Origin of the sequence: Chitinophaga polysaccharea (assembly GCF_902150045.1) — a bacterium.
Classification (GTDB): Bacteria; Bacteroidota; Bacteroidia; order Chitinophagales; family Chitinophagaceae; genus Chitinophaga; species Chitinophaga polysaccharea_A.
The window spans coordinates 420,693-440,016 of record NZ_CABFVU010000003.1 but is presented as its reverse complement, the minus strand read 5'-3'; the positions used below and the strand labels follow the sequence as shown (position 1 = coordinate 440,016).

Below are 19,324 nucleotides of genomic sequence, written 5' to 3'. Positions count from 1 at the left end.
CATAAGGCCGGCCGGCTTTATGCTTTTTGTTTTATATGCTCCATTGATTTGTTAACTTGCCATCGTTTCATTTGCAAACCAGAAATTGTTTTTATATGAGAGTGTACGACACCGTAACAGCAGCCATTGAGGATTTACGCAAACGCGGATATATCACTGATTTCAACCTTGTTTTTGACAGTATTCAATGCCCGGAAGGCAATGTGCGCCCGGAAGATTTTGAGATCACGGAAACCTATCGCTTTGAAGGAGATACCGATCCCGGAGATGAAGCGGTAGTATATGCTATTGAAACCAAATCAGGTATCAAAGGGGTATTGATGTATGGGTATGGGGTTTATTCAGAAGATATGTCGGAAGATATGATCCGGAAGCTGGGGCGGCGCTGATCATATACATTAGCGTTAGCCGGGCTGGCTAACGCTAATGTATAAACGTTATTATTAAAGTCCTGCTACTTTTTTACTCAACCTGAAATCAACCATCCCGTTAAACTTACCGGAGGTTACCATATTCGGGATAGCTTCGCGTAAATCATTGCTGGCAGCAGCACTTATCCTTGCAGAGGTGCGAAGATCCAGGTAAGTGCCTTTTGAGATATAGTTCAGCGCCTGCTGCAGGTTTTCGTCTACAGCGGTATTACCCCACGCTACGTTTACATAGTCTTTGGCAGTAGCATCTACCGGGATCCCTGTGTAGTAGCCGCCATTTCCGTTCGCATTTACTGTTTCAAAATTGATAGCATATAAATCGGCGAGGTATACCGGTTTATGGGCATTGTCGTACATGCTGATATTGAAGTCAATAAAGCCAACCGGCTTCCCATATGTTTTCTGCCCGATAAGGCGTACGTTCATATACGGTTTCAGGTTGTTGAGCGTTAATTCACTGGCGGAAGCGGTTTCACCGGTTACGATAAAGAATACATTATCCAGGTTCATGCCTCCGGTAGCCGCAGCAAAGTTCACCTGGGCATCCAGTTTGGTAGCAGCCAGGTTCTGCATGATCTTATCGTTATACTTGTAGGTATACATCAGTTTGCCTGCGGCAGCAGCGGGAGCAAACGCATTGTCGAGGTATTCTGCAGTAGTGGTGGCTCCGCCACCGTTATACCTGAAATCCACGATCAGCTGCCTTACGCCCTGCGCCTTGAATTTGGCAATGGTCTGATCCAATGCCGTTTTGGTGGCAGTGGCTTCTCCTTTATTATTGGTAACGCTGGAAAAGGTGTACATCACAAAATAGCCCACCTTTACATCTGCGTTCACTATATTTTTAACGGTATAAACGGTATCAAACAATACGGGGTTGATGTTGTAGGTAGCAGCATTAACGGTGATAGTCACCGGTGTCTGGTCCAGCTTTTTTAATCCCAATGTAACATTGTCGGATGTGGTGAGTGTGTTATAAAGGGAATTAATGGAAGATGAAGTACTGGAGAAACTGGTATTCCCGTTGATGGAAACGATTTCCCATCCCCTGGAGATACCTGCCTTGCCGGCCGGGCTGTTCTTATCTGCATATTTTACAAATATCCTCACTTTACTGGCGTCGGCGTCTGTGCCGAACCCTACATCAAATCCCAGTTTCGACGGATTGGCGGCTGCATTTTGTTCAGACACCCCGTTCATCAGCTGGTTGGTGATGGTGCCATCTTCATCCAGGAAGCTGTAATGATCATACGGCGCATTGGTCCCGGGGTTAATAGCATAAGTTTTCATTTCGGCCAGCAGGTCTTTTGCATCGGCATATTTGCTGGCCAACGGATCCAGCTGTGGTACACTGGAATACCAGTAGTAGGTAGGAAGCCCTTTGGCGGCGCTTCGTCCTCCATCTCCATAGGTTACCTGCATGATCTGGTACATCAGGTATTTCAGGGAATCCTTTTTCAGGGCGTCGGTGATCTCAACCGGCGGGGCTGCCGGGGATTTGTCTTTGTGGCAAGACATAAAAGTGCCTGCACAGAGAACACCTGCCAGCATGGTGGCAGGTCCTGCAGAAAACAGTTTTTTATGCATAAAAACAGTTATGACGATGGTAGTTTGGTTGGCCTATTTCCGGGTTGCCAGTGTTTGGCGTGTCCAGAAGTCGGCTGAATAATACAAAGCGAAATGGTCCGCATACTCACCTGGCATTGGGGGCTGCTCTCCTTTTGCCCTTTTGGCTTCCAGTTCTTTTTTGTCCTCTCTCTTCATGGCATTTACCTTGAAATGATAGGCAACGGCCTGGCTGCTTCCTGCAGGAATACCCAGTGCTTTCAGGGGAATTCCCAGCTCGCATACCAGGTTACCGGCAGCGTCATATGAAGAAGTGGTTTGAATACCAAACGTATTCTTTACCGGAATATTGCCGTCGGGTATGCTGTCGAAACCCTCTACTTTGATCTCCTTCACATTTGCCAGGAGCTGTTTCTTCAGTTCACCTGCAATAAGGGCCCTGGAAGCTTCCGGAACATCGGGTGCGCCGGTACTTATATTATAGGTGAGCGGAAATGTAACACTGGCGCCGCCTTTTTTCTTACCGGTAGCGTTCATGGCAATGGTGATCCCCGAGCGCATAATTTTGGCCTGGCTTTGCGGATCAGGTACACTAACGATTACGTATAAATTTTCCTGGTCGTTGGCTATCGTGTAAAATAACTTGGTTACGTTGTTATAGAACTGCAGGGGTTTAGGCCATTCAGTAGCCTGTCCGTCAATTTTAATGTTATCCGGAGCCCATTTATTCGGTTCATCTTGTGCGGAAGCATTTACGTACAACAAAAGACCGGCTATTACCCCCACTCCTGTTGTCAGTGCTCTGTTCATATTCATGTGCTAATTTTTTCAGTTGCACTACAAGGTTAACAAAGAATTTTGAAAATGTGGGAAGAAAAAAGGTATATGAGCTAAAAGAGCCGGTGAATGGGGGGAAAAAGAGAGTAGTTGCCGTCTGTTTCCCGGGGGAAACAAAAAGCAGGGATAAATCCCTGCTTCCTCTATAAAAAATTATGTCAATACTATTAATACAGCAACCTCGTTTTAATCGTATGTTCCACTTCCTTCAGCAGCGCCAGCGCCTCCTGCGATAACCTGGTGTCTACATCCAGCACTACATACCCGATCTGGTCGTTGGTTTTCAGGTATTGTCCCAGGATATTGATCTTGTTCGCAGATAAAGCCGTATTGATAGCGGACAATACTCCCGGCACGTTCCGGTGGATGTGCAGGATGCGGTGTGTGTTCTCAATAGGCGGTACGCTGATAGCCGGAACAGTATGGGAGCCAAAGCTGGCGCCTTTTTCCAGGTAATTAAGCATTTTGCTGCTCACGTCCAGCCCGATATTGTGTTGTGCTTCTTCCGTACTTCCACCGATATGCGGGGTGAGGATCACATTGGATAATTTCTGCAGCGGTGTGCTGAAAGCGGCGCCATTCTTTTCAGGTTCTACCGGGAATACGTCGATGGCTGCACCGGATAAACGGCCGCTTTCCAGCGCTTCCTTCAGCGCTTCCAGGTCTACCACCTCACCGCGGGCATAATTAATAAAGATAGCGCCGGGCTTTGCATCTGCCAGCACCTCTTTAGTGATCATATTCGCGGTGGTTTTGCTGGAAGGTACGTGCAGGGAAACAATATCTGCTTTATTGAAAAGTTCTTTCAGGGTGCGTTGCTGTTCCGCATTGCCGAGCGGCAATTTGGTTTCCGCATCGTAGTAGATCACGTTCATTCCCATTCCTTCCGCCAGTACGCTCACCTGGCTGCCGATGTTACCATATCCCACTATACCCAGTGTTTTACCCCTGAGCTCATAGCTGCCGGTAGCTTCTTTCATCCAGATGCCGTTATGTGCAGCATTGTTCTTATCCACAATGCGGCGGATGAGAATAATAGACAACCCTATTACCAGCTCAGCCACTGAACGGGTGTTGGAATAAGGCGCGTTAAAAACAGTTACACCATGCTCGGTAGCAGCCTTCAGGTCAACCTGGTTGGTGCCAATACAAAAACAGCCAATAGCCTGCAGCTTCCTGGCCGATTCCAGTACCTTGCGCGTTACTTTGGTTTTGGATCGGATGCCCAGGAGATGAACGTCCTTGATTTCATTGATCAGATCCTCTTCACTCAGCGCACCGGTAAGTTTGCGCACCTGGTACCCTGCCGTGGTAAATTCTGCCACCGCAGCATCGCTGATATTTTCCAGTAATAAAATGCTGATCTTCTCTTTTGGATAACTTGTCGACTTTTGCTGGTCCATAATATTATACTAAGTTATATATGTATCTGTGTGTTGCAATTGGCTTAATAATTGCTGATAGCGGGGAAACAGGGCACAAACCTACTTGAAGTTGAGGAATATTCAAATAGCAGGGGAATCAAATTTGATTCTATCAAAAAAACGTGGGAATCAGGGACATTTTTTAAAAATTTTCACACTTTTTTGCTTAAAAATGAATTAAAAGAATCGGAAATCACTGTTTTTATTTGGCAGTCTTTTACTTTGGGTCTAAATTTAGCGCTTTGTATTTTTTGGGTCTAAAAATTGAATTAAGCAAGTAGTCATACTCCTCTAATGAAGCGATTGAAAGCAGTAAGTATTATCTTAACTATATCGGGAATTGCAATTATTTCCAGCTGCCAGAGCAATGCAGCAAGAAGGGAAGAAAGCAGAAGAAAAGAAGCGTCAGATTCGGTACGTTTTACAGCAGGATTATCAGCGGCGGAAAAAGAAGCCATCCTGAAATCGCCGCGCACCATACAGATGCAACATGAACTGGAAGCGTTTTATAATGGTAAACTGCTTCGTACAGGATTTAACGGGGCCATGATAGTGGCAAGAAAAGGGGTCATCATCTTTGAAAAATATCATGGTTATGAAAACTCCCGGACTAAAACACCGGTGATGGACAGTTCCTCCTTTCAACTGGCCTCTGTTACCAAAACCTTTACAGGCGCGGCAGTGATGTGGCTGGTACAAAATGAAAAGCTCAGCCTGGAAGATTCCCTGCAAAAATTCTTTCCCGCATTTCCTTATAAAGGGATCAACGTTCGTATGCTCCTGAACCACCGGAGTGGCCTGCCTAATTACCTTTATTTCTGCGACAGTTTATGGAAAGATGAAGCCAGGTTTATCACCAACGAAGAGGTGATCAAATTAATGGAGCAGCATAAGCCGCCTGTGCAGCATCTGCCAAATACTCATTTCCAGTATTGTAATACCAACTATATGCTGCTCGCTTCCATTATTGAAAAAGCAAGCGGGCAGAAATATGCCGACTTCATGCAGCAGACTATTTTTGGGCCGCTGCGGATGACCAGCACTTTTGTGTACGATCCCTCCTCTGCCACCCGCACGCACCAGACGCAAAGCCACAAGTACAACGGGCAGTTTGAACCTGATACATACTTCGATGGCGTAATGGGCGACAAGGGCATTTACAGCAGCGCTGAAGACATGCTCAAATGGGACCAGGCGCTTTATTCAGGCCAGTTCCTGAATGATGCCACGCTAAAGGCTGCCTATACACCTTACAGCAATGAGAAGCCAGGTGTCCGTAACTACGGCCTGGGATGGCGCCTGATGGTATACCCCGACAGCACAAAAAATATCATTTATCACAATGGCTGGTGGCATGGTAACAATACCGTGTTCTATCGTTTCATACAGGATTCTACCACGCTGATCATCTTAGGGAACAAATATAACCGCGGTATTTACCAGGCAGTAAAACCAATACGTGATATTATTGGTCACGGTGATGGTGAAGAAGCGGGAGAAGAATAAAAGGTCATACATCTTACTATAAAAAAACAGCATCGCTTGTATAAGTGATGCTGTTTTTTTATAGTAAGATGTATTATTATCCGTGCTTCCGGTTGGGTAAAACGTTATCACGGGTCCATGCTATTTCGCCCGTAAAGGCATGGCTCCTCACCGGGCATGCTGCCTTCAGGCAGTAGTGGCAACAGGAAGGTATGCAAGGGTCCATATGAATAAAAAACTCTACTTCACTACCGGGAAAACCTTCATTAACCAGCTTCTCTATCTTCTTCATTTCATCATGCGCATCATTCAGTTCAAGGTAATATGGCATGGTTACATGGCAATCAATATGATAGTTATTCCCATATTGCTGTACGCGCATGTTATGCACGTCGATCCAGTTTTCCCTGCGATGGGCTGATAAAATAGTGATCACCTTGTCTACGATCTTCATATCCGTTTCATCCATCAAACCGGAGATGGAACGGCGCAGGAGCTGGTAGCCTTTTGCGAGGATCAATATGCCCATCACCAGTGATACCACGGGATCCAGCCACGTCCACCCTGTAAAGTGAATGATGACCAGAGCGGTGATCAACCCTGCGCTGCTGTATACATCGGTCATGATATGCTGCCCGTTCCCGGAAATAGTAATGGAGGAAAGCCGTCTGCCTGAGCCTACCAGGTATAGTCCCAGCAGTAAATTGGCCACTGTGGTAATGCCCAGCACCCACAAACCATTTTTTATCTGGTGCAGTTCCCTCGGCAGGATAAAATACTGGATGGCTTTCACCAGTATCAGTATACCGGCAATAAAGATCATGGCGCCTTCAAAACCGATGGAGAAAAACTCCACCTTTCCATGCCCGTATGGATGGTTCGCATCTTTGGGTTTACCTGCCAGGTAAATGCTATAGCAGGCAAAACCGCCAGCCACCACGTTGATAATGGATTCCAGGGCATCAGAAAGGATAGCCACTGAATGGGTCATAAAGTAGGCAGAGAACTTCGCCACGGTTAGGATAAAACTAACGATCAGCGATACGAGTATAACGCGCAGCTCTTTTTTTAGCAATGGCTCAGTTTTGTGTAATGGCAAAGGGCAAAGGTAAAGGATTATTGGCGTTTGAAAAACCTCTCCGGTATTAATAAAAACATAACATAAGGCATGCTGATAAAGCAGTTGCAGCTGTTACATTTGCGATAATACCACGAAAAACTGTACTAACCCTTATAAACGTACGAAAATGACCGGTAGCGAACACCATGCCCAAGCTGTAATCAATAAAATTTTTGACCTGTATAACACTTACGGCCAGGAAGAATACGGCGAACAGGTAACGATGCTGATGCACATGATGCAGGCCGCTCTCATAGCGGAAAGCACAGGCTTTGACGATGAAATGATCATTGCTGCCTTCCTACACGACATTGGCCACTTCTTTGAAAACGCTCCCCGGATGGACGGGCTCGGCGCAAAAGCGCATGACGACCTTGGCAGTGCCTTCCTGCTTGAATGCGGTTTTCCTGAAAGAATGGCCCAGCTGGTAGGCAGTCATGTTGCCGCTAAACGCTACCTCACATGGTCCGACAGCGCCTATTACGATACGCTTTCCGAAGCCAGCAAACAAACCCTGGAATATCAGGGCGGCCCAATGAATGAAGCAGAGGCGATGGCTTTCCGCAACGATCCTCTCTTCCATCAATATATACAGATCAGGATCTGGGACGATATGGGTAAGGAAACAGATATGCCGGTAAAACAGGAAGATGTGGACCGGATGCGGGAAAGAATGCTGGCCTACCTGCTGGCAAACACTCCTGCCGGCGATAATTAACGGGCTTGTGCTAAATTGCAGGTCTATGGACCTACGCGCTGAAATTTTACTGGAACATTCACGGGCGCAATCGCTCCGCATAGCTGCATGGATCGGTCATCACCCCAACCGGTTTGCCGCTTTGATACAGCTTTTCCTGCACGACGAATACCGTGTGGTGCAAAGGAGCGCATGGATTATAAGTTTGGTGGCAGAAAGGCACCCGGGTCTGCTCACTCCTCATCTGCCGGCCATGGTGGCCCGGATGGAGGAAGCCGGCATGCCTGTAGCGGTAAAAAGAAATGTATTAAGGATATTGCAATACCTGGCGATACCCGAACCCCTTCAGGGACCGGTAATGAACAATTGCTTCACCTTCCTGGAGGATCCTTTGGAAACAGTGGCCGTAAAAGCGTTCTCCATGACCATATTGGCCAACCTCGCGAAAGATTATCCGGATATCAAAAACGAGATCCGCCTGCTGATCGCTGAAGCGTTGGAGAATAATCCTACACCGGGTATCCGTTCAAGAGCAAAGAAGGTGCTGAAAGAAATAGGATAACTATTGCCACATAAAATAAAAAGCAGCGCAACAGGATACAATACCCTGTTGTGCTGCTTTTTTAATGTGATATCATCAGCGGTTACGCGTTGGCATCTCCTGCATCTGCAGCGGGAGGTGTAACGGGCGCTTTTGTCTCTTTTGGTTCTCTTGGTTCCCGTGGCTCCTTCGGTTCCTTTTCTTTCTTCTTTGCTGCTTTAGGGGCAAAGATGGCGATCATACGCTTACCTTCCATGGTAGGCATACTTTCCAGTCCACCTACTTCTGCCAGCCTTTCAGCAAACTTCAGGAGAATCAGTTCACCACGTTCCTTAAACATGATGGCGCGGCCTTTAAACTGTACATAGGTTTTTACCTTGTTACCGTCTTTCAGGAAGCTTTCAGCATGTTTTGCTTTAAAATCGAAGTCATGGTCGTCGGTGTTAGGCGTAAAGCGAATTTCTTTCACTTCGCTTTTGTGTGCCTTCGCCTTCATTTCCTTTTCCTTCTTTTTCTTTTCATAAAGGAATTTATTGTAGTCGATGATACGACAAACGGGGGGCACAGCATTTGGGGAAATTTCTACCAGGTCTAAACCCTGTTCCTCTGCCAGACGCAATGCATCCTCCGTTTTGTAGACACCTACCTCAATATTTTCACCTACAAGCCTTACCTCAGGAACGCGTATCATCCTGTTGGTGCGATGTTCTTGTTGTTGTTCCCTGCGGAAGTTGGGGTTTCTTCCCCGGTTGTTGCCGCCAAAACTTGGTCTGGGTCTTTGTTGCATTAAAAAAAATAAAATTAATTAATTAATTGTCCATTTAGTCCATGGTCCACATATCGTCCATGGACCAAAAACAATCTTTACAAAAATACGGGGAAAATCACAGCAATTAACATACCTTAATCAAGTAATGTTCATTGTTTTATATACCTTTTTTCCACATTTATGCGATGTTATTCAATTGGCTTCCTGTTGGCCACCTCTTCGTTGATCATAGTGATAAACTGTTCGGCTGGCATGGTTCCCAGGTCACCTTTTGACTGACGGCGAACGGCCACTACTTCATCGGCAGCTTCTTTTTCACCGAGTACGAGCATGTATGGAATTTTTGCCAGCTCTGCTTCCCGGATCTTTTTACCGATCTTTTCACTTCTATCATCTATTTCAGCGCGAATTTCCGCTTTTTTCAGCAATTCTGCTACTTTTTCTGCATAGGCCTGGCTTTTATCACTGATCGGCAGGATTTTCACCTGTGTAGGCGCCAGCCACAGCGGGAATTTACCGGCGCAATGCTCAATCAGTACGGCGATAAATCTTTCCAGCGAGCCAAACGGCGCACGGTGAATCATAACCGGGCGGTGTTTCTGGTTATCCGCTCCAATATACTCCAGCTCAAAGCGCTCCGGCAGGTTATAGTCCACCTGGATGGTACCCAACTGCCACTTGCGGCCCAGGGCGTCTTTTACCATGAAATCGAGCTTGGGACCGTAAAACGCGGCTTCGTCGTATTCTATCACCGTATTCAGGCCCTTTTCAGCGGCCGACTCGATGATCGCTTTCTCCGCCAGTTCCCAGTTCTCTTCAGAACCCATGTACTTGCTGCGGTCTGTTTTATGACGCAGGGAAATCTGTGCAGTATATTCTGTAAAACTTAAACTGTTGAATACGTACATCACCAGGTCTATCACTTTCTGGAACTCTTCTTTTACCTGGTCAGGGCGGCAGAAAAGGTGCGCATCGTCCTGGGTAAATCCTCTTACACGGGTAAGCCCATGAAGCTCTCCATGCTGCTCATAACGGTACACGGTGCCGAATTCCGCGAAACGTACCGGTAAGTCTTTGTACGACTTTGGCGATACCTTATACAGTTCGCAGTGATGCGGGCAGTTCATGGGTTTCAGCATAAACTCCTCGCCTTCTTCCGGTGTGTGTATAGGCTGAAAACTGTCTTTCCCGTATTTCTCGTAGTGACCGGAAGTCACATACAGGTTTTTATTCCCGATATGTGGCGTTACTACCGGCAGGTAACCGCTGGCTAGCTGTGCTTCCTGGAGAAAACGTTGCAGGCGTTCGCGCAGCATAGCGCCTTTGGGCAGCCACATAGGTAATCCGAGACCTACTTTTTCGGAGAAGGCAAACAGTTCCAGTTCCTTGCCCAGTTTGCGGTGATCACGTTTTTTGGCTTCCTCTATCAGGGCCAGGTACTCGTCCAGCTCTTTCTGGTTAGGGAAGGTGATACCGTAAATACGGGTAAGCATCTTATTCTTTTCACTGCCGCGCCAGTAAGCGCCTGCAATGCTGGTAAGCTTGATGGATTTAATAAAGCCGGTGTTTGGAATATGCGGTCCACGGCAAAGATCTGTAAATCCGCCCTGGGTATAGAAAGTAATACTTCCATCCGGCAATTCATTGATCGTTTCTATTTTATACGGATCGCCCTTCTCTGTAAAGTAGTTCAGTGCATCCGCCTTACTTACCTCCTTGCGTATGTACTCACTGTTGTGTTTAGACAACTCCACCATTTTCGCTTCAATCGCTTTCAGGTCATCTTCAGAGATGGTACGGTCGCCCAGGTCAATATCGTAATAGAATCCATTTTCAATGGAAGGGCCATAGCCGAGTTTTACACCGGGGTACAGCGCTTCCAGGGCTTCTGCCATCAGATGCGCCGAAGAGTGCCACATGGTGGCCTTACCATCCTTGTCCACCCACGTCAGCAGTTGCAGCGTGCTATCCGTCAAAATCGGGCGCGTAGCATCCACTACCTGCCCATTAACATTTGCAGCCAATACTTTGCGTGCCAATCCCTCGCTGATGGACTTGGCGATCTCCAATGCAGTTACTCCTGGTTCATACTGACGAACTGCGCCATCCGGAAAAGTGATATTTATCATACGTTTTGCTGTTAGCACCATACCTTTTCGTATGGGCTATATTTCCTTTATAAAATGTTTGCGAAGTTAAGAAATAGTTTGTTAGCTTTTAGATAACCATGTGATTGAACTTAAGGATTTTAAAAATAAATATTATTACAGCGATGTGAGCACAGTTGGAAGGATGGAGTGATTTTACATTTATAAATATAAAATAATATACTATTACGAGGTAGTGTATGGCTTTGGCAGGACTAAAAATTTTGAATGTATAGCTTTTCCAGGACGAGACAAACTGGGCTAAGTGCATGCACTAAGCATTGACAGTGCAGTTCGTGTTGACCGTATTAAGAGTATATGAGAAGTGTATAGGAAGTGTATAGCGAGTACTACACATAGACGACTCCTAAGTATCCAAGAAGTATCCGAAAGGTATGACAAAGGTAATAATCAAACTAATTTCGCCTGTCTCGTTCTCAAAATGCAAACCATTTTTAAGCAATAATAACAGTCGTCAGCATTTGATATATTTAAAAGAAATATCTGTAATACTCTCAATATGGATAGAGAGAATAGATTAAATTTATGATGTAATATAAAACCGTTACATATGACAATTGGAAATTTAAAGCTGTACGACATCTTCCGGACGGATCTGCATTTGTCGGACGCCAAAGCCATGGAAATAGTAAACGCGATGGATGAGCATTATGAAAGGAAGTCTTTTGCAAAAACCGATCAACTGGCTACCAAAGCGGAGCTAGCTGCTATTAAGTCGGAATTGAAAGGCGACATTAGTAATCTCAGAACAGAATTGAAAGGCGACATCAGCAATCTCAGAACAGAATTAAAACAGGACATTGGCAATCTCAGGGTGGAAGTAAAAGAAGACATCGGTAAAGTAAGGGTAGAAATTAAGGATACGGAAAACAGGCTGATGAAGCACATGCACTCTGTTACAATTCTCCAGTACATTATGTTGATCGGCTCCATAGCTGCTCTGCTCAGATATGCAGGCATACTGAAATAATCCCCACGCTATCACCCCATGTTAATCCCCGGTCAGAACTTGAAATTATACGTTACAGACGGCAACACCGGAAATAACGACACCTGCTTCGCACTTACCTTCAATGTTCCATCAATTGCACTACCCTCCTGGTCGAAATAAATAAAATAAGGATTCTTCCTGCTATAAACATTGTATACTGAAAAAGTCCAGCTCCCTTTAACACGTTTATTAGGCTTTTTAGGCACGGGCGTATAAATAGCCGAAAAATCCAGCCGGTGATACGCATCCATTCTGTATGAATTGATGCTGCCATAACCCTGCACCAGCGTGCCTTCTATAAAATAGAACTTTTCCGGCAACGTGGTAGTGTTACCCGTGCCATAAATAAAGACACCGGATATCGTCCATCGCTTGTTCAATTCATAAGTGCCCACCAGGGCAAGGTCGTGCCGGCGGTCGTATTTAGCCGGGTAACGCTTCCCATCATTCAACGCCGGGAACTCCCGCCAGGTCCATGCCAGCGTATAACCCAGCCACCCGGTAAACCGTCCCTTCCTTTTGTTCACAAATAATTCCAGTCCGTATGCCTCCCCTTTCCCAAATACAAAGTCCTGTTCGGGGTCATTAAAGGTAGGCGTATATCCTTCCTTGTATTCGATCTGGTGCTGCAGGCTCTTGTAATACACCTCTGCCGAGGCCTCGTATATATTGTTGCTGAAATTGCGGAAATACCCGGCTGAATACTGCCAGGAGATCTGCGGCTGCACCAGGTAAGTACTGGGCACCCAAACATCTGTAGGCAGCGTAGTGCCTGCATTGGACACCAGGTGGATAAACTGGTAGTTACGGGTTACAGAAGCCTTTACTGAGCTTACATCATTCCATGACCAGCGCAGGATAAACCTCGGCTCAAAGCCGCCATGACGTGATATTGGCTGCCAGCACCGGTATATAGTACTGTCTGTTTTATTTCCTGCTGCATCCCGGTAATAACGGGTATAGGGCCCTATCTGCATAAACCCGCTGTAACGCAGCCCTACATTCAGCTGCAGCCGGGGAGATATTTCCCAGTCGTCCATTACATACAAAGCCGCTTCATGGGCGTATTTCTTAAATACATTTTCCGGCGAAAACCTCGTGGAATCCTGCTGCCCGCTGATGGTAGACGGCGTAAACGTGTGATAAATATAATTCCCTCCGAAACGGATATGATGCTTTACATGCACATAGTAGTCGAAATCTGTTTTCAGGTTCATATCACTGATACCGGATGATAAACGGATGTCAAAATTATTCTGGAGGGCGCTGAACTGGAATTTATAATCATTGTAAATGAGGGAGGTATTGGCAAACAGTTTCCGGTTAAACACATGGTTCCATCGCAAAGTAGCCGTGGTATTGCCCCAGGGGATCTTAACATCAAAGGAACGGTCCTGGTTATTAAAGCTGAATACATCTTTCCCTAAATAACCACTCAGGTAAACACGGTCCCGGTCCGAAATAATATAATTCATCTTTACATTCAGATCATAGAAATAATAACCCGAACCCTTATACGAAGTATTATTTATGAAAGGCTTGGTTATAACGTCGATGTATGTACGCCGGCCGCTCACAATAAAAGATGCTTTATCTTTTTTCAGTGGTCCCTGGAAAGATAAACGGGAGGAAATAAGGCCAATCCCTCCTTCTCCCTGGAAATTTTTACTGTTCCCTTCTTTCATGGCGATATCCGCCACGGACGACAAGCGCCCGCCGTAATTGGCTGGCATACCGCCTTTAATGAGCGTAGTGCCACGGATAGCATCTGCATTAAACACGGAGAAAAAACCAAAAAGATGCCCGGTATTATATACCGGTGCTTCATCCAGCAGGATGAGGTTCTGATCAGCTCCGCCGCCCCTTACATAAAAACCGGCATTTCCTTCGCCGGCAGCCTGAACGCCAGGCATCAGCTGCAGGGCTTTCAGCACATCCACCTCTCCCATCAGCGCCGGCAGTTTCTTTACCTCCATGGCGGTAAGCTCCACTCTACCCATGTCGGTACTTTTTACGTTGGCATCCTTTCGTTTATCACTGATCACTACTTCCTTTGCCTGGTAAGAACGGGGATATAACTGCAGGTGCTGCGTGGTATTAGCGTCAAGGTTCAGCGCCAAGGCTTTGGATTCATAGCCAAGAAAAGAATACAGGAGGATATAGTTGCCTGCCGGCAGGGTGATGGAATAAAAGCCATAGTTATTGGTATGCACCCCGTTGGTGGAATGCAATACCTGCACAGTGGCGCCTGGAAGGGATTCCCCGTTGGTGCTGTCTTTAATGAAACCGCTTATGGTAAATTGCTGTCCCGCTGCCTTGTTGAAGAAACATAGCAAAAAGAAGAGCCATAAAAAGGAAACATATCGTGTGAACATACCGTTGAATCAGGTGCAGCAAAGGCAAGTTACGATTTACAGCGCATGATCCAACGATAAGTTATTACTTGTAAATCAGGCTGTCTTTTGTTTCGCCACAGGTGAGCATCTTATGACCGAAGTAGGGATTCTGGATATCCGCTTTATCGCTGAGCCAGTAAGCCCCTTTATCATCAAATGCCATCGGGCAATACTGGTGATAAATAGTATGACCTTTCAAACCGGTGTTCTTTACAAGATCAAACAGCATATCAGACACCATCTGGAAAGAAGCTCTCTTCCCTTCCAGTGTTGATTCCCCGGCCAGTCCGGCCAGTTCTGCGCTCACGCTGCCGGTAATACCGGTTATGTTGGCCAGGTGGCTGCTGTCCATTTGCAGAAGGGTCACCGGCAAACTGTCCACATGCCCCTTAAGCGCCGCCGCAGCCGTGTTGGCAGCGGTACTGTCGGCCTGCACCAACGCATCAGACAACTTATAGTACGATTGCATTGTAGCGCCCAGGGAATCGTAGAACACCTGGCTGTAAGGAGCCTGCAACGCTTCGGCAACGCCGCCGGCAGCTTCTTTCTCCTCCGGCGCCTGCTGGTTACAGGCAAACAGCGCTATACCCAGTATTAACAGGCCAGCCGGAAGACATACTTTAAAATTCATAATCTTACACTTTGTAACAAAACTAAATAAAATGACCGGATTGTTTGTCGGGAGGATTGAATTTGAGTAGGTTAAAGTCCGCATTTTTCCTTAACTTTGCACGTTTTTTATCCAATTTTTTTATTTTTTATGTTGATCGCATTACAGGACATTACGTTTGAGTTTGGATCCAGGGTTATACTGGAAAATTCCTCCTGGCATATAGAACCGGGCGACCGGGTTGGGCTTATCGGGTTGAATGGTACCGGCAAATCTACCCTGTTGCGCATTATCAATGGAGAATATTCCGTTTCCAAAGGAAGTGTGAATAAAAGCAAAAGCCTGACGATCGGCTTCTTTAACCAGGACCTGCTGAGCTTTGAAACCGAGGAATCCATCCTTACCGTAGGTATGATGGCCTTTGGCAAAGCACTGGAGCTGGAGAAAGATATTGAGCGTATTACCAGGGAGCTGGAAGACAGCCAAACGGATGAACTGTTGCATGAATTCAGCGACAAGCTGCATGAATTTGAAGCTCTTGACGGCTATAACATGAAACATAAAACGGCCCAGGTACTGGAAGGCCTCGGCTTTACCACCGCCGACCTGGACCGTCCATACAGCCAGTTTTCCGGTGGATGGCGCATGCGGGTACTCCTGGCACGCCTCATCCTGCAGCAACCGGATGTACTGATGCTCGATGAGCCCACGAACCACCTGGATCTTCCCTCCATCGAATGGCTGGAAAGATACCTGGTAGGTTATAATGGCGCCGTGATCATTGTATCGCACGACCGCTTCTTCCTGGACCGTATGGTGAACAAGATCGTGGAAGTATACCAGCAGCAACTGCACCACTACGCCGGTTCTTACGCCGACTATGAAGTGGAAAAGGAACTGCGCCGCGAAATGCAGCAACGCGCTTACGAAAACCAGCAGGATTATATCCGCCAGCAGGAACGCTTTATTGAACGCTTTAAAGCAAAAGCTTCCAAGGCCGCACAGGCACAAAGTATTGCCAAAAGACTGGATAAACTGGAACGTGTAGAGCAAACAGATAACGGCCCATCGAAAATAAAAATAAACTTCACGGTAGATAAAACACCCGGCAAGATCTTATGCACACTGAAAAATGTCAGCAAACGCTTTGGCAATATCGAGATCTTAAAAAACACCAGCGCTGAGATCAACCGGGGCGATAAAATTGCCCTCATCGGCGCCAACGGTAAAGGTAAATCTACCCTCCTCCGGATCATTTTCGGGATGGAACCTATGGAAGGTGAGCGCATACCCGGTCATAACGTGGTAACCAGCTTCTATGCACAGCATCAGCTGGAATCACTGGACCTGAACAGTGAAATACTGGACGAGCTGAAAAACTTCGGCAGCGGCCGAACAGAACTGGAATTACGCCAGCTCCTGGGCTGCTTCCTCTTTACCGGTGATGATGTGTTTAAGAAGATCAAGATCCTTTCGGGAGGCGAAAAAGCACGCGTGGCACTGGCAAAAACCATTATCAGCCAGGCTAACTTCCTCATGCTGGATGAGCCCACGAACCACCTTGACATGAACTCCGTGCAGATGCTGATAGACGCCCTTAACAAGTACGATGGCAGCCTGGTGCTGGTATCGCACGACCGTTATTTCGTGAGCCAGACAGCCAATAAGATCTGGGAAATTGTAGACGGTGAGATCAAGGAGTTCAAAGGCACCTACAACGAATACGAAGAGTGGAAAAAGAGAATGGCCGCCCAGCAGCAGAACAATAATGCCAAAGCCGGTAACAGTAACGCAGATACGAAAAAAGAAAGCCGCCAGCAAAACACCGCTCCTGCTGCAGAAACAGGCAAAGGCGCTATCAATAAAGACGTTCAGCGCGAATTACAGAAACAGCAGAAACAGTTTTCACAGGTAGAGGGTCAGGTGGCCAGCCTGAAGGAACGTAAGGCCAGTCTTGAAGCCAGCCTCGGTTCCCCTGAAATCTACAACGATAAAGCTAAATTTGCCCAGGTAGAAAGCGAATACCAGGATGTTCAGAAATACCTGGACAGGGCCAATCAGCAATATGAGCAATTATTTGAAAAAATAATGCAGCTGGAAGCGAACCTTATCAGCTAGTAATTTTGTTATACAGGTATCTTACGGGATACCTGTATAATACCTACTAAAAACCTTTCTGAAGTATGCAAAAAATACTGGTAGTTGAAGACGAAATTAAAGTAGCCAATGCCGTTAAGAAAGGACTGGAAGAAAACGGTTTTGATGTGGATGTGGCCTACGACGGGCGTATCGGCAAAGGATTAGCCACCAGTAACGACTACGACCTGGTGATCCTGGACCTCAACCTCCCCCACAACAACGGCTATGAACTTTGTGAAGTGATCCGCCACAAAAACAACCGGGTTCCGGTAATCATGCTCACCGCCCTCGGTGGCATGGAAGACAAAATGCAGGCCTTTGAACTGGGCGCAGACGACTACCTTGTAAAGCCATTCGACTTCCGTGAACTGCTGGCGCGTATCCGCGTATTCCTCAAAAGGGCCGGCTCCGATGCCACGCACGGTACCCAATACAAAATTGTGATCGCCGACCTGGAAATAGACCGGGAAAAGAAAGACGTAACACGCGGCGGCAAAAAAATTGCCCTCACCGCCAAAGAATACCAGCTGCTGGAATTCCTCGCCATGCATAAAGGTAAAGTTATCTCCAAAATCACCATCGCGGAAAAAGTATGGGATATCGACTTCGATACCGGTACCAATGTAATTGAAGTGTATATGAACTTCCTCCGCAAAAAAATAGACAAGGATTTCGAACAGAAACTCCTGCACACAAAAACAGGCATGGGATATTATCTTTCTGAAGAATAACACGCCCGGTTGAAGATCAAATATAAAATAGCGCTTTATTATACCCTATCGGCCACGCTGATGCTTGTTGCATTTGCCGTGCTGGCATATTATTTCTCCGCCAAATCAAGGAAAGCCGAATACCTGGAACGGTTGGAATACCGCGCCCGCTCTATTGCCAACGTGATCATTGAAGACGGCAATGTGAAGGTAGACCTGCTGCGGAAGCTGGACCGTACCACTTTCCAGGATCTCTATAAAGAAACCATCCTGGTATATAATCCCACTTACGACCTGCTGTACAGCAACCTGAAAGATACTACCATCCGTACCCACCCCAAATTACTCGACTATATCAAGGAAAATAAGGTATACAGTGCCGATAAAGGCAGCGATGAAGTAGTGGGCGTTTACTATACAGAAGAGAAGGTATCCGTGATCGTTATTGTATCCTCTTTTGATAAATATGGTTTTCAAAACCTCCGGAACCTCAGCCAGATCCTGCTGCTGGAGCTTATTACCGCTGTGATTGTACTGGTAGGTGTTGGATACTTCTTTGCCCGTAAAATGGTGCAACCTATCGATCAGCTGGTACAGCAGGTAGACAGCATCAACGCCAATAACATGCAGGACACGCAGGTAGCGGTGAAGGGAAAAGATGAAATTGCCAAACTGGGCGCCAATTTCAATACTATGCTGCAACGCCTCAGCGAATCGTTTCACCTGCAGAAAAGCTTTGTAAGCAATGCCTCTCATGAGCTGCGCACTCCCCTTGCAGCCATCATCAGCCAGTTGCAGGTGGCTTTGTCGAAAGACCGCAGCAAGGAAGAATACCTGGCCCTGCTCACCTCTGTGCTGGAAGACGCGGAAAACCTTTCCGATCTTTCCAACGGCTTATTGCAACTGGCCCAGTCGGAAATGCGGCAACAGGAATTTGTACTGAGTAATGTGAGGATAGATGAACTGTTAATGGAGATGACCACCCTGATCCGGCTGAAACAAAAAACCGCCAGTAAAGTGGAGATCCATTTCATGAAAGTGCCCGACAACGACCTGCTGGTAACCTGTTATGGAAATGAAAATCTGCTGAAAGTACTTTTCCTCAACCTGATCGATAATGCGTGTAAGTTTTCCGATAATAATACCGCGCATGTATCGATAGACTTCTTTACAAAATATATCCTCGTACAGGTGAAAGACTCCGGGATCGGTATTCCACCGGATGATATCAGCAAAATATTTGAGCCCTTTTACCGGGGGCAGAACGCCCTTCAGATCCGCGGCCATGGCCTGGGTTTATCTATCTGCAAAAAAATTGTACAGATACACAACGGCCATATCACCGTTACTTCCAACCCGCAGGAAGGAACTACTTTCGCAGTGATCCTGCCACACATATAAGTTTCTTTTAAGTTTTTTTTAATCTTCCTTAAAGGCCGC

The 19,324-nt window shown here is 46.5% G+C and carries 16 protein-coding genes; 8 read left to right on the top strand and 8 right to left on the bottom strand.

Annotation, left to right across the window (positions count from 1 at the left end; genetic code table 11):
- Nucleotides 1-95 precede the first annotated feature (95 nt).
- Nucleotides 96-389 carry a hypothetical protein gene (locus FN124_RS22090; protein ID WP_142686948.1) on the top strand — a complete coding sequence of 98 codons (294 nt, stop codon included), beginning with the start codon at nucleotides 96-98 and terminating at the stop codon, nucleotides 387-389.
- 54 nt (nucleotides 390-443) lie between these two features.
- Here the strand turns inward: FN124_RS22090 and FN124_RS22085 are convergent, their stop codons facing one another.
- The 3 genes from FN124_RS22085 to serA form a co-directional block, all read right to left on the bottom strand.
- The gene (locus FN124_RS22085) at nucleotides 444-2,018 is read right to left on the bottom strand and encodes a S41 family peptidase (protein WP_142686947.1); all 1,575 of its coding nucleotides are present in this window, start codon (nucleotides 2,016-2,018) and stop codon (nucleotides 444-446) included.
- A gap of 33 nt (nucleotides 2,019-2,051) precedes the next feature.
- Nucleotides 2,052-2,813, bottom strand: coding sequence for a hypothetical protein (locus FN124_RS22080; protein WP_142686946.1), 762 nt, complete (start codon nucleotides 2,811-2,813; stop codon nucleotides 2,052-2,054).
- A gap of 188 nt (nucleotides 2,814-3,001) precedes the next feature.
- Nucleotides 3,002-4,237 (bottom strand): phosphoglycerate dehydrogenase, encoded by a 1,236-nt coding sequence (gene serA, locus FN124_RS22075; RefSeq protein WP_142686945.1) that lies wholly within the window; start codon nucleotides 4,235-4,237, stop codon nucleotides 3,002-3,004.
- 315 nt (nucleotides 4,238-4,552) lie between these two features.
- Between serA and FN124_RS22070 the strand changes: the two genes are divergently transcribed.
- Complete coding sequence (locus FN124_RS22070; RefSeq protein WP_260607558.1) at nucleotides 4,553-5,764, top strand: serine hydrolase domain-containing protein; 1,212 nt, start codon at nucleotides 4,553-4,555, stop codon at nucleotides 5,762-5,764.
- 76 nt (nucleotides 5,765-5,840) lie between these two features.
- On the opposite strand, the gene FN124_RS22065 is transcribed toward FN124_RS22070, so the two are convergent.
- Nucleotides 5,841-6,818 (bottom strand): cation diffusion facilitator family transporter, encoded by a 978-nt coding sequence (locus tag FN124_RS22065; RefSeq protein WP_142686944.1) that lies wholly within the window; start codon nucleotides 6,816-6,818, stop codon nucleotides 5,841-5,843.
- 172 nt (nucleotides 6,819-6,990) lie between these two features.
- Here FN124_RS22065 and FN124_RS22060 point away from each other — a divergent pair, with 172 nt between their 5' ends.
- Together FN124_RS22060 and FN124_RS22055 are read left to right on the top strand one after the other, a co-directional pair.
- Nucleotides 6,991-7,581 (top strand): HD domain-containing protein, encoded by a 591-nt coding sequence (locus FN124_RS22060; protein ID WP_142686943.1) that lies wholly within the window; start codon nucleotides 6,991-6,993, stop codon nucleotides 7,579-7,581.
- A 25-nt stretch (nucleotides 7,582-7,606) separates the two neighbouring features.
- The gene (locus FN124_RS22055; protein WP_185937320.1) at nucleotides 7,607-8,122 is read left to right on the top strand and encodes a HEAT-like fold family protein; all 516 of its coding nucleotides are present in this window, start codon (nucleotides 7,607-7,609) and stop codon (nucleotides 8,120-8,122) included.
- Between the two features lie 82 nt (nucleotides 8,123-8,204).
- Here the strand turns inward: FN124_RS22055 and infC are convergent, their stop codons facing one another.
- Both infC and thrS read right to left on the bottom strand, forming a co-directional pair.
- Complete coding sequence (gene infC / locus FN124_RS22050) at nucleotides 8,205-8,888, bottom strand: translation initiation factor IF-3 (protein ID WP_260607557.1); 684 nt, start codon at nucleotides 8,886-8,888, stop codon at nucleotides 8,205-8,207.
- Between the two features lie 170 nt (nucleotides 8,889-9,058).
- Nucleotides 9,059-10,999: a threonine--tRNA ligase gene (gene thrS, locus FN124_RS22045; RefSeq protein WP_142686942.1), complete on the bottom strand. Its 1,941-nt coding sequence runs from the start codon at nucleotides 10,997-10,999 to the stop codon at nucleotides 9,059-9,061.
- Nucleotides 11,000-11,588: 589 nt separating this feature from the next.
- Between thrS and FN124_RS22040 the strand changes: the two genes are divergently transcribed.
- Nucleotides 11,589-12,008, top strand: a complete 420-nt coding sequence (locus FN124_RS22040; RefSeq protein WP_221887863.1) for a hypothetical protein — start codon at nucleotides 11,589-11,591, stop codon at nucleotides 12,006-12,008.
- 32 nt (nucleotides 12,009-12,040) lie between these two features.
- Here FN124_RS22040 and FN124_RS22035 read toward each other — a convergent pair whose 3' ends face one another.
- Together FN124_RS22035 and FN124_RS22030 are read right to left on the bottom strand one after the other, a co-directional pair.
- Nucleotides 12,041-14,404, bottom strand: coding sequence for a TonB-dependent receptor (locus FN124_RS22035; protein ID WP_142686941.1), 2,364 nt, complete (start codon nucleotides 14,402-14,404; stop codon nucleotides 12,041-12,043).
- 64 nt (nucleotides 14,405-14,468) lie between these two features.
- A complete protein-coding gene (locus FN124_RS22030; protein WP_185937319.1) occupies nucleotides 14,469-15,056 on the bottom strand; it encodes a DUF3347 domain-containing protein in 588 nt (195 codons plus the stop codon).
- A 129-nt stretch (nucleotides 15,057-15,185) separates the two neighbouring features.
- On the opposite strand from FN124_RS22030, the gene FN124_RS22025 reads away from it, so the two are divergent.
- The 3 genes from FN124_RS22025 (at nucleotide 15,186) to FN124_RS22015 (ending at nucleotide 19,285) form a co-directional block, all read left to right on the top strand.
- The gene (locus FN124_RS22025) at nucleotides 15,186-17,153 is read left to right on the top strand and encodes an ABC-F family ATP-binding cassette domain-containing protein (RefSeq protein ID WP_142686939.1); all 1,968 of its coding nucleotides are present in this window, start codon (nucleotides 15,186-15,188) and stop codon (nucleotides 17,151-17,153) included.
- A gap of 65 nt (nucleotides 17,154-17,218) precedes the next feature.
- Nucleotides 17,219-17,905, top strand: a complete 687-nt coding sequence (locus tag FN124_RS22020) for a response regulator (RefSeq protein WP_142686938.1) — start codon at nucleotides 17,219-17,221, stop codon at nucleotides 17,903-17,905.
- Between the two features lie 9 nt (nucleotides 17,906-17,914).
- Nucleotides 17,915-19,285 carry a HAMP domain-containing sensor histidine kinase gene (locus FN124_RS22015; protein WP_142686937.1) on the top strand — a complete coding sequence of 457 codons (1,371 nt, stop codon included), beginning with the start codon at nucleotides 17,915-17,917 and terminating at the stop codon, nucleotides 19,283-19,285.
- Nucleotides 19,286-19,324: the final 39 nt, after the last annotated feature.